At 69.0% G+C, this 10,994-nt stretch carries 17 protein-coding genes; all 17 read left to right on the top strand.

Annotation, left to right across the window (positions count from 1 at the left end):
* The first annotated feature begins 154 nt into the window (after positions 1-154).
* Positions 155-1,093 (top strand): DUF3560 domain-containing protein, encoded by a 939-nt coding sequence (locus tag AB4Z09_RS28130; RefSeq protein WP_442241282.1) that lies wholly within the window; start codon positions 155-157, stop codon positions 1,091-1,093.
* A gap of 109 nt (positions 1,094-1,202) precedes the next feature.
* Positions 1,203-1,748 carry a GNAT family N-acetyltransferase gene (locus tag AB4Z09_RS28125; protein ID WP_442241281.1) on the top strand — a complete coding sequence of 182 codons (546 nt, stop codon included), beginning with the start codon at positions 1,203-1,205 and terminating at the stop codon, positions 1,746-1,748.
* A 31-nt stretch (positions 1,749-1,779) separates the two neighbouring features.
* On the top strand, positions 1,780-2,298 hold the full coding sequence (locus AB4Z09_RS28120; protein WP_442241280.1) for a hypothetical protein: 519 nt from the start codon (positions 1,780-1,782) through the stop codon (positions 2,296-2,298).
* A 30-nt stretch (positions 2,299-2,328) separates the two neighbouring features.
* Entirely contained in the window at positions 2,329-2,892 is a 564-nt protein-coding gene (locus AB4Z09_RS28115; protein ID WP_442241279.1) for a 3'-5' exonuclease, read from the top strand.
* Positions 2,889-3,125, top strand: coding sequence for a hypothetical protein (locus AB4Z09_RS28110; RefSeq protein WP_442241278.1), 237 nt, complete (start codon positions 2,889-2,891; stop codon positions 3,123-3,125). The genes AB4Z09_RS28115 and AB4Z09_RS28110 overlap by 4 nt, the downstream gene beginning before the upstream one ends.
* Positions 3,126-3,319: 194 nt before the next feature.
* Entirely contained in the window at positions 3,320-3,475 is a 156-nt protein-coding gene (locus tag AB4Z09_RS28105; RefSeq protein WP_442241277.1) for a hypothetical protein, read from the top strand.
* Between the two features lie 214 nt (positions 3,476-3,689).
* A complete protein-coding gene (locus AB4Z09_RS28100; protein WP_442241276.1) occupies positions 3,690-3,977 on the top strand; it encodes a hypothetical protein in 288 nt (95 codons plus the stop codon).
* 67 nt (positions 3,978-4,044) lie between these two features.
* Entirely contained in the window at positions 4,045-4,383 is a 339-nt protein-coding gene (locus AB4Z09_RS28095) for a hypothetical protein (protein ID WP_442241275.1), read from the top strand.
* A gap of 205 nt (positions 4,384-4,588) precedes the next feature.
* Positions 4,589-5,170: a hypothetical protein gene (locus tag AB4Z09_RS28090; RefSeq protein ID WP_442241274.1), complete on the top strand. Its 582-nt coding sequence runs from the start codon at positions 4,589-4,591 to the stop codon at positions 5,168-5,170.
* A gap of 275 nt (positions 5,171-5,445) precedes the next feature.
* Positions 5,446-5,655 (top strand): hypothetical protein, encoded by a 210-nt coding sequence (locus AB4Z09_RS28085; protein ID WP_442241273.1) that lies wholly within the window; start codon positions 5,446-5,448, stop codon positions 5,653-5,655.
* Positions 5,656-5,704: 49 nt separating this feature from the next.
* Positions 5,705-6,799 (top strand): transglycosylase SLT domain-containing protein, encoded by a 1,095-nt coding sequence (locus AB4Z09_RS28080; protein ID WP_442241272.1) that lies wholly within the window; start codon positions 5,705-5,707, stop codon positions 6,797-6,799.
* A 62-nt stretch (positions 6,800-6,861) separates the two neighbouring features.
* A complete protein-coding gene (locus AB4Z09_RS28075; protein ID WP_442241271.1) occupies positions 6,862-7,179 on the top strand; it encodes a hypothetical protein in 318 nt (105 codons plus the stop codon).
* 15 nt (positions 7,180-7,194) lie between these two features.
* Positions 7,195-7,869: a TetR family transcriptional regulator gene (locus AB4Z09_RS28070; protein WP_442241270.1), complete on the top strand. Its 675-nt coding sequence runs from the start codon at positions 7,195-7,197 to the stop codon at positions 7,867-7,869.
* A 183-nt stretch (positions 7,870-8,052) separates the two neighbouring features.
* Positions 8,053-8,856, top strand: a complete 804-nt coding sequence (locus AB4Z09_RS28065) for an N-formylglutamate amidohydrolase (RefSeq protein WP_442241269.1) — start codon at positions 8,053-8,055, stop codon at positions 8,854-8,856.
* The gene (locus AB4Z09_RS28060) at positions 8,849-9,988 is read left to right on the top strand and encodes a hypothetical protein (protein WP_442241268.1); all 1,140 of its coding nucleotides are present in this window, start codon (positions 8,849-8,851) and stop codon (positions 9,986-9,988) included. The genes AB4Z09_RS28065 and AB4Z09_RS28060 overlap by 8 nt, the downstream gene beginning before the upstream one ends.
* Positions 9,989-10,217: 229 nt before the next feature.
* Complete coding sequence (locus tag AB4Z09_RS28055; RefSeq protein WP_442241267.1) at positions 10,218-10,445, top strand: hypothetical protein; 228 nt, start codon at positions 10,218-10,220, stop codon at positions 10,443-10,445.
* A 123-nt stretch (positions 10,446-10,568) separates the two neighbouring features.
* Positions 10,569-10,994, top strand: a 426-nt coding sequence (locus AB4Z09_RS28050) for a helix-turn-helix domain-containing protein (protein ID WP_442241266.1), incomplete at its 3' end; no start/stop codon positions are given.

Here is a 10,994-nt window from a genome sequence, read left to right as displayed (position 1 = left end):
GCGTGGTCTACGGCAAGCGCGCCGCGAAGGCTGCCGGGAACCTGGCCTCCCGCACCGTCCCAGGGGCCCGCGCCGCGCGTTCGGCCTGGCGGTTCATCCGCTGACCTGCGCCGCGCCCCCTGACCTGCACATCTGACGAAAGGACGGACCGCTCATGTCCGCATTGACGATCACCCATTCCCATGTCGACGGGACGCTCATCGACGGCACGACGCGCGGGGATGGCTCCGGGGAGGTCCTGAAGGCCCAGCGCTGGCGCTGGTCTCGGGGTCTCGGCTCCTGGTATGTCCCGCAGTCGCGGGATCGCCGCGCGAAGCTCGCGCAGATCAACGCGACGGCCGCCGCGCTGCGCGCCGCAGGGTTCACCGTTGAGGTGGAGGTCGACGACACCTACCGCGAGGTCGCCGAGGTCGAGGCCGACAGGATCGCCCGCCAGGCCGATCGGGTCGACGCGCTCGAGGCGAAGGCCGACCGCAAGGCCGGGGCCGCCGAGTCCGCCTGGGATGCCGAGCGGGCCGCCACTGCTGCGTTGCCCGAGGGCGGCGAGCCGGTCAAGGTCGGCCACCACAGCGAGGGCCGGCACCGCCGCGCGATCGAGAAGTCCTGGAACGCGCTCGGCAAGGCCGTGCTGTCCGAGCGGGAGGCTGCCACCGCGCGGGGCCGCGCCGACGCGCACACGAACAAGCAGACCGGCGAGAAGTACACCGAGGACCACGCGCCGGCCGGGGGCGAGTACCKGGAGCGCGTGCTGGCCGAGATCGCCCACACCACCGAGGAACTGGCCTACTGGCAGGGCGTTCGTGCCCAGCAGATCGCGGACGGCAAGGTCACGCCCTACAGCCGCGACGTCCTCACCAAGGGCGATCACGTGTTCTACGTCGGTCAGTGGAACGAGGTCGTCAAGGTCAACGTCAAGTCCGTGACCATCCGCTCGATCATCGGCGGCAGCTGGACCGACCGGATCGCCTACGCCGAGATCCGCGGCCTGCGCGACGCCGACTGCACTCCGGTCCGCATCGTCGACGGCCAGCGCGTCACCGAGCCCGAGACCAGCGCCGAGCCCGAGACCAGCGCCGAGTCCGACGCGGCCTGACCGCCGCACCTCCCGGGCGCCCACCACGGGCGCCCGGGGGGAGTGCCCCCGCCCAAACCTGTTCCGACAGTCGGGACCGACCCGATCCACCAACAGATAAGGACCAGCCATGACCCACCCCGCCACCATCGAGGACGCCACCACCGACACCGCGCTGCGAAAGCTCGGCCAGTTCTTCGCCTCTCACATCAGCGACGTCTCACCCCGTGCGATGGGAACCACCGAGACGCGCGCGGCGGTCGACCCGACCAGCGTCGCGCTGTTCATCCGTGAAAACGGCGGCACCATCGCCGCGATCAACTCCCACGCTCCCGTCGGCATGGCGATGGGAGCCGCACGACTGCTCGGGGACGCAGCCGCCTACCAGCTGGTGTTCGAGACGAAGCTCCTCGAGCATGTGGCCGTCGCACCCCGCCATCGCGGACAGGGCCACGCACGCGCCCTCATCGACGCCACCGAAGAGCGCCACCGCGCCACCGGAGACACCGACGTGTGGTTCGGGTTCGTCGACGACCGCGAACGCGTAGCCCTCGGCCTCTACGGGCACATGGGATTCCAGATCACCACCGACCCGGCCGACCTGCCCGGAGCCGCGAACATGATCCGCCGCTCGCACATCAGCCGCTCCGGCACCTGGATCTACAAGCAGCTCTGACCACCCCGAACCCACCGAGGAGGAGGCACCCATGCCCGACACGATCACCAACCGCCACGGCGACGAGATCCGCGTAGGCCAGCACTGGCTCGACCCGGCCACCCGCGACGACCGGCGCACCCTGCGCGTCGACGGCTTCGCGGACGCCGGTTCTCTGGGCACCGTGGCCGTGTGCACGGTCGTCGCCGTCTACAGCCGCTCCGAGCTCACCGTCACGCACCCGGACCGGGTCGTGCAGATCAACATCGACCGCCTCCGCGTGAAGCCGTCGGCCCGCGGCTACCAGCTCGCCACCGGCACGTTCACCGTCCGCGTGGCCGACCGCCGACACTCGCCGGTAAGCCACGCCATCATCCGCACCATCACCCTCGACGCGATCTGCCCGCTGTGCAGCGGCCCGCGCGGGGTGCCGACCAACCACAACTTCCACGACGACGGGCAGTGGCTTTCGTGTGACACGTGGGAGAACCCGTGCGGCCACTTCGACATGTACGTCAACGTCCTGGCCGAAGCCGAGCGCGCGCAGGCCGCGAAGGTGTCGGAGGGGTAGGCGACCATGTTCCGGACCGAGGAGGATGCAGTGCCCACCTTCACCCTGACGCCCCGCCAGTGGGCGAACATGATGCTCGCACCCGGTGTGGCCTGCATCCTCGATGTCGAGACCACCTCGCTAGACGGCTCGATCATCGAGGTCGCGGTCATCGACGCCGCCACCGGTGAGGTCCTGCTCGACACCCTCGTCGACCCGGACGGCGAACCGATCCACCCCGAGGCGCACGCCGTCCACGGGCTGACCGCCGCCGATCTGGCCGGGGCACCGACCTGGCCGCAGGTCCACGCCCGCCTCGCCGCGATCACCGCCACCCGAAAGGTGCTCGCCTACAACGCCCCGTTCGATCGGGACCGGGTCCTGCACGACTGCCGCCGCAACAGCATCGACCCGGCGCACCTGTTCGATCCCGCGCGCTGGCACTGCGTGATGGCCCGCCGCTGCGAAGCGCTCGGACTCGGCACCGATGGCCGGCTCCGCCTCGACGGCGGCCACCGCGCACTCGCCGACGTGCGCGCCACCTGCGCGCTGCTCGCGCTCCTCGCCGACGGCCGCCCCGACCTCGCGGCTATCGAATGGACGCGGCCCGCATGACCATCCACACCGAGCACCAGACCCGAGGGGGACTCATGGACCAGAACATCGAACGACAGAACAACCGCGCCCAGACACAGGCGCACGACGGGGGATGGATGGGGCTCCTCGACTATCTGATCGAGAACCGAGTGAAGGACCGGCGCGGCTTCTGGCTCACGCTGCTGGCCGGGATGGTGCTGCTGCTCGCAGCCGTCTACGGCCCTCCGATCCTCATCGGCATGGGGGCGTAGTAGTGGCCTACGACGCCCGAGACCTCCACACAGCCATCACCACCCGCCTCCAGGTCCTCACCGGCGACCTCACCGCACTACACACGCTGCCCGCCGGCCCCCACGACCACCACGCCTGAGCGCGACCGAAAACACGCCCTGAACAGCACAAACGACACGTCCCACGACGCGACCATGAACCAGGGGAACAGAACATGAACCAGGGAAGTACCGACCGGCCCGACTTCTCGACCGACCGCGAAACGCTGCTCGAGCGGCTTCACTTTCCMCTCGCCTTCACTGCGATGGCAGTGGGTCCCCTGATCATCTGGGGGATCGCCAGGCTCGTCACGGACACGCTGGGGTTGTGAGGGCCCGCCCTCGACGAGGCCGACGACCGCATCACCGGGCGGCTCGACACCTACACCCCCACGCTCGCCCCGGCACGTCCCGACCCGACTCGACCAGGAGAAGTCAATGTCCACAGCTCTTTACATCGTCGGCATCGTCTCGGTCGTCGTCCTCATTGTGACGCGGCTTGTTGGGAACTAGGCAGAGATCCGCCACCAGACGATCAGGAGAACCATGACCACCTCGCCGACCCCGGCCACTGTCGCCCAGCTCTTTTCGGACGCCGAGCTGGCCCACTTCATCGCCACGGCCACCGAGCGGGTTCGGGCGGCCGGAGGTGTGTTCATCCTCGATGAGAGTGTCCGACTCCACGGCGAACGCGCGTGGGCGACGTACCTGCGCGCGTTGATGGAAAAGGCGGGCCTGGACGAGTTCGGCGCCCGGATCGACCCCGAACAGTTCGACGAGCACCCGATCATCCGCGCAGCCAACGAACTTGGGCGCACCAGAAACGAATCCTGACCAGCGCAGACGACACGTCCCGGCCGGTCGCCGGCCCCGTCGACGCACTCCACGAAAGGACACCCCCATGAACGATGCGCAGACCTTCGAAGCTCCTCGTCCGGGCCAGCGCGCGGCGGCCGAACCCCTCGAACTGACCGGAATGGTCCTCGCGGTCGTCGGAGGGCTCGCGTGGCTGGTCGGGGCCGGTGCTGGCCTGATCGCCGTCTCGATGCAACTGGCCGATCTCGCATGGCTCCCGGGGCACTACGGGGACGCGGCCGCTGGTACCTCGGCATCCAGCCTGGAATGGCCGCGAGTCGTTCTCGCATGGGGACTGATCGGCGGCACGGCCGTCGGTTGGCTCGGCTTCGCGCTCATCGCGTCCACGATGGGGCGAAAAAAGAGTCCTGACCTGCGCACATGACACGTCCCGGCCGGTAGCCGGCCCCACCTGATCAGCCATTGCCGGGCATCGAGACACAGTCTCGCTGCTCGGCAATTTTCGTCTGCGCCAACGCATCCCGAAACACGCTCCGATCTGCGTGGACGACATGTCCCGGCCGAGAGGTTGCATGCGGCTTGGTGTCGACGGCCGTCGGCGAGAGGACGGCGGCTCGTAGTCTTCGGGCATGGGGGAAACATCGAAGGTATCCGGCAGCGTCCTGACGGCATCGGCGCTGTGCGTGGGGGTGGGGATCGCGCTGGCACTGACCGGATGCACGAACGACGACCGAGCAGCCGAGRGCACGGACACCACGACATCAGTAGTTGATACGCCGGCGGAACCGCAGGTGGAGTGCTCGTCCGGATGGTCCCGGGACTTCGGACCCGCGCGCCCCGGCACCGCCGAGGCGATGGTTCCGGACACGCCGCTGTTTGCCGAGGTGTGCCGCTACGACGTGCCTGCCAGAGGGGATGGACCACCTACGCCGCCGCCGCTGACAGCGTCCGGGCGTATCGACGGCGCGGAGTTGGCTACCGTCGTCGACTCGTTCAATGCCGCCGATGGACCGGTGAACCCACGCAGATGCGGAGGGCCAGATGGCGGCGGCCCGGCTACGTTCGTGTGGACCACCTTCCACTACGCCGAGGGCCTGCCCGTACATGTCGGCTGGTCGGGGCCCTGCAACCAGAGCCGCAACGGCACCAAGTCCGCCGAGGGCCTGGCCAGCCAGATCCCGCCCTACTGGACCGATCCCGAGCTGAGATAGAAACAACCGGCTACCTGCGCAGATGGCACGTCCCGGCGGGTAGCCGGCCCCACCTGATCGGCCCGTTGCCGAGCATCGAGACACGCTCTCGATGCTCGGCAATTTTCGTCTTCGGCAACAGATCCCGAAACGGTGTGTGACCTGCACAGATGACACGTCCCGGCGGTATCGAGGGCGAGGCGGTAGGCGGTCAATTCGATCTCCCCACTTGCGACAACGTAACGTGACGTTGTAATGTGCGGGATGTCGGAAACGCCCACCGAAGGAGCAAACAAATGCTGAATCTCGCTGCCGCTGAACTGGTTACCACCTCGATCACCGGGGAGCCGATCCACGGCGAGGTCGTGGAGATCATCGACTTCACCACCGACCGTGACGGAATGTCCGTCGACGTGCGCCTGGCCGACGGCCGCGTGTTCGAGGACATGGACGCCCTCGACGTCAAGCCGCGCCTGAATCGCCAGCTCGCCGCTACCGCCGCCTGACCGGGCGCACTGCGCACCTGAAACATCCACCCCTACAGAGGAGGCCACCATGACCGAACTCGCCACCATGCTGCCGACCGGCTTCGYCACCGAGATCGACGGCGCAGCCGTGCTCGTCGTCGGCCACGTCCACAGCTTCCCGAGCCACCCGGCACGCGGCGCGGACGTCCATGCCTTCGACGGCGGCGACGACGTCGTCACGGCGACCGGCGTGCTCGGCGCTCCTCTGTACGCCCTCGTCTCGGTCACCTGGGCCACCCAGGTCACCACCGTCGACGTGGCCGCCGGTACGAGCGTGGCGGAATACGTCCCCGGTTTCCTCGGTACCCCGCGCGGAACCACCTGGTACCTGCACCCGGCCGTCCACGACGCCGAAACCGGCTCCTACCAGCTGGACTCGAACGGCTACGCCGCCAGCGGCTACGGTGCGGCGGTCCCGGCCCACGTCCGTGCCGCCGTCGTCGTGCCGAGTGCCGACGGGCAGTCCCCGGGAACGTCAAGGTCCACAACTTCCCGCTGCACTGACCGCGAAGATCCGCATCGGGCCGGTGCCGGGCACACCCCGGCACCGGCCCGCCCAGAAAGGAACCCGATGTTCGTATCTACCGCCCGCCGCGCTGCGCTCGCTCTGGCGGCCACCGCAGCCGCCGCGCTCGCAGCGGCCTGCGGCACCGACACCACCACCACCACCACGACCGCTGCGCCGGCCACTGCCGAGACGACGGCCGCCGTCGCGGACGGGGCCGTGCCCGCCGAGTTCGCGGCCTGGATCGAGCGCGCGCCGCTGCCGTGCCCGTCGTCGCAGGACATCACCCGCGAGTTCCTCGCCGCCCAGCTCGGCATCGAATCCGGCTTCGACGCCCGCGCGATCGGGCCCGCCGGTCAGGCCGGACCCGCGCAGCTGATGCCGGCGGCCGCCGTCCATCTGCGCGACGAGGACGGCAACGGCGAAGCCTCGCCGTTCGATCCGGGTGACGCCGTCTACGCGCTCGCCCGAATCGACTGCCAGCTCGCCGACGAGCTCGCGGCCGCAGGCAAGCCCGTCGACGGCGCAGCGGTCGCGGCCGCCTATCACGCGGGAATCGGCGGCATGGACACCGAGCCGGCCCGCGCCTATGCCCGCGCTGTCGCCGACCGGATGTAGCGCAGCCGGGCCTCGCCTCTGCAAGGCCCGGAGAGATCTCGCTCGACCCGAGAGGAGTTCCAGTGATCCCTGACGAGCCGGACCCCGAGTTCACCACCGGCCCGACCGTGAGCGAGCTACGCAGTGTCGCGGCGCGGTTCACCGATGACGAGATCGCGTGCGTGACCGATGTCGGGTGGCGCGGCCGCGCGATCGGAGGCGACTTCGACAGCGACGACGACCGGCAGCTGTGGGAACGCTGGTACCGGCACATCCACGACACCCGTGCCAGCGGCTGGCGCTACCTCGTCGGCCGCGCCGTCAGCGCCGCCGCTGCGGCCACCCTCATCGCCGCTGTGGCCACCTCCGGCCGCGAATGGCTCCTGTCCCTGACCCCCTGAGGAAGGAAATCGACAATGACAACGCGGAAGATGCAGCAGCGCTCGGTCGTCACCCGCGCGAGCATCCTGGACGCGGCGCGACGCCTGTTCGCCCAGCAGGGCTACACCGGTACCTCGATCAACGACATCCTCGCCGACTCGGACGTGACGAAGGGCTCGGTGTATCACCACTTCGCTTCGAAGGCCGACATCGCAGCGAGCGTCCTGGCGGACTGGTCCACGATGATCCGAGAACTCCTCGCGCGGGCCGAGGGGTCAGGCGCCTCACCGTTGCACCAGATCGTCATGGTCTGCCACGACCTTGTCAGTGCCCACCATCAGGGCCCGGCGATGGTGGGCGGACTCTCCTTGATGATCGACCTACGCGGGACCGTCAACCACCCAGGACCAGGCGCCCGCGCCTACCACGAATGGGTCGACGGGCTCGACGACCTCGTGGCCCGAGCAATCGGTGCCGGACAGCTGCGCCCGGGTTCACAGACTCGCGTGCTGGGCGAGACCCTCTGTTCGACGCTCATGGGCTCGACACTGTCCACGACGATCACAGAGGACCCCCGGCGCGCACAAAAGCAGATGTCGCTCCTGCTCCGCTGCCTGTTCGCCGACGCCCACATCAGCGGAAGCATCGACATCGCCGACGTCTTGGCAGCGCGTCTGCCGACTCGGCGAACCGCAACAGGCGCAGCGTGACCCGGCGCTGCGAGCCCGAAAACGCACAGGAAGATCGAACGTGAGCATCACCGAGAGCGGAGGCCGTGGCGAAAACACGTCCCCCGGCACGGTCGGGGTCCGGTCGGCCAGTGGAAGGATGCGGTAGGCCGCTCGGGGAGAAGGAATCTCGCGGCCCTGCGCGAACATACGGAGGGGGATTCAGTGCACAGCACTGTTGCATTCACGCGGGCCGACGACCGGTCACCGGTGATCGTTCACGTCCCGCACTCGTCACGGTTCATTCCGCCGGAGATCCGCGCGGACCTGGTCCTCGACGACGACGAGCTGGCGGCCGAGCTGGACGAGGCCACCGACACCGCGACCGCAGAGATCGCAGCCGCTGCACTCGACCACGTGCGGTGGCGGCCGACGGTCGTGATCAACAAGCTCTCGCGCCTGGTGATCGATCCGGAACGCTTCCCCGACGACAGTGAGCCCGCGAACGCGTTCGGCCGTGGCGCGGTCTACACCCGCACCTGCTCGGGTGCGCCGCTGCGCGCCGAGCCCTACCCGCACACCACCGCGCTGCTCGATGCGTACTTCCGTCCCTACGCGGACACGGTCACCGATGCTGTCGCTGACCGGCTCGCAGCGTGCGGGCGGGCGGTGGTGATCGACCTGCACTCGTACCCCCAGAAGCCGTCCGCGTTCGAGGACCCGACCGCCGAGCGGCCAGCGCTGTGTATCGGCACCGACACCGTCCACACCCCGGACTGGCTGGCCACCGCGACGCGTGGCTCGTTTGCGTCCCTCGGCGAGATCGCCGCGAACGCGCCGTATGCCGGGACATATGTGCCGCTGCGCTACTACGGCCGAGACGACCGGGTGTCGTCGGTGATGATCGAGCTGCGCCGCGACACCTACCTCGCCGACCCCCGCACCCCGCGCCCCGATCGAGTCGCGCATCTGGGGCGCGCCTTGGCCGCGTTGATCGACGCGGTGACCGAGCGGGCCGCCGATGTGTAAACCCAAGCCCGGACCGCGCTGCACCCCGCACATGCGCGAGCGCCTGGACAAGATCACTGCCCGCCTCGCGCAGGCCCGCGCCAAGCGCGACGAGAACCCCACCCACGCCCGGCTCCAGCGCCGGCTCGACGCGGCCGAAGCGGACTACGCCGAGACCCTGGCCCTGTACGACTCCACCCCGGGCGGCCAGGACGACCTACAGGCCGCGATCGACGCCGCTGACAACACCGAGGCCCGCGACGAGCTGACGCGCCGTCTGGAGGCCGCCCAGCGGCTGCGCGCAGAACAGACCGAGGCCCTGCGCCGCGCGCGCGGCGGCGCGAGCGACGGCGACGATGATGAACGAGAGGACGGAGGCACCGATGTACGACGCACCGATGACGCAGGAACGCCGGGAGAGGTTCTGGAGGACGTTCGGGTGGAGCCCGGACCTGCCGGAGGCCCAGCGGACGGAGATCGAGCAGCGCTGGACCGATCCGAAGATCCAGGAGGCCGAAGCGCTCGGCTTCTGATCAGCGGCCGGCATCTCGACCCGGTTGCCGTCCACACGCTGCCCAAGCACGTGCGGGACGATCTGGCCTCGCGCGGGTTGTCCGCGCCGACGCTCTACGAGCTGGCCCCGGCCGACGCCGACGTCTATCGCGAGCAGATGCTCGAGCTCACCCGGAAGAACCCGTACGCGGCATCGGTCCACGTGTACGAGGAGGACGAGTACCGGCAGATGCGGTTGTTGGTCACCGACGACGGGAAGGCCGGTGCCGCGCTCAACGGCGACGAGGTCGTGTCGGTGTTCGCCCACAAGGATTGCGCCCACCCGCACGCGGCGCGCGCGATGCTCCGACATGCCACCGCGCTCGGTGGCCGACGCCTCGACTGCTTCGACACAGTCCTACCGGACCTCTACGCCGACGCGGGATTCGTGCCCGTCGCCCGGCTGCACTGGAACGACGACTACGCCCCCGACGGCTGGGACTATCAGCGGTTCGACAGCTTCAACGGTGGCCGCCCCGATGTGGTGTTCATGGCCTACGACCCCGACCGGGTCGGCGGCACCTACACCCCTGGGGCGGGGGAGTACGTCGACGACTACGACACCGGCATCACCCGCGCGCAGACCTACACGCCGCACTGACCCGTGGCAGATCCCGTCCCTCCCGGGGCGGGGCGGCGTGAGTGACGAACACAGCTCCGGAGGCGGGGGAGGTCCCTTCTTGCTGCCCAGGCCACCGCGCGCGTAACCGCCGGCCCCTGCGCCGACAACCGGGAAACCTCAGGTCATGGATTCTCTCCGCGTCGCGAGTTGTCAATCAACAACCAATAGGTTATGATTAGGTTGTCAATTAAACAGAGAGGTGCGAGGATTGCCGCAGAAGTTCAAGGGAATCGACCGGGACACCAAGGTGGTCCTGAAGGTGCTCGAGAAGGCCGGATTCGAGATCGGCGAAACAACTGCTGGCCACCCGATCGTCCGCAAGGACGGGAAAGTGATCACCACGTTCTCGAAAACGGCGAGCGACCGGCGGGCCTTCAAGAACGCCCTGGCGCAGATCAAGCGCCAGACCGGGTTCGCGTGGCCACCGCGCCACTGAACGCATGAGAAAGGGCCGGGGGTGTACCTAGCACCCCCGGCCCGGACTCATCCAACCAAACTGCGCACCTCACACGAAACACGAAAGGACGTCCACACAGTGACCGCACAGTCGTACAACGTCGTGGCAGAACTCGACGTGCCGTTCGACGAGCAGACCATCGACCGGCTCATCGAGCCCATCGCCGACCACTCCGGCTCGGTCGGCCGCTCCGAACTCGGCCGCACCGAGGTCGTGTTCACCCTGCCCGCCGAATCCATCCGCCAGGCCAACACCACCGCCCTGGCCATCCTCGACCGCTACCCGTTCACGCTGCTGTCCCTGCGCGTGCTCACCACCGACGACTACGACCGCATCACCGACGCCATCGAACTGCCCCCGCTCGTCTCCGTCACCGAAGCGGCCACCACGCTCGGTGTGAGCCGCCAGGGCGTCCTGAAAGCCATCAACACCAAGAAGCTGCCCGCCACCCGCGTCGGCGACACCTGGGTCCTGCGCGAAGCTGCTGTGCAGGCCCACGCACGCCGCAGCTTAGAGTCCCGTTCACCC

Origin of the sequence: Rhodococcus sp. TAF43 (genome assembly GCF_052113525.1) — a bacterium.
Taxonomy (GTDB): domain Bacteria; phylum Actinomycetota; class Actinomycetes; order Mycobacteriales; family Mycobacteriaceae; genus Prescottella.
Note: the sequence above shows the minus strand (reverse complement) of the source record. Positions and strands in the feature narration are given on the sequence as shown.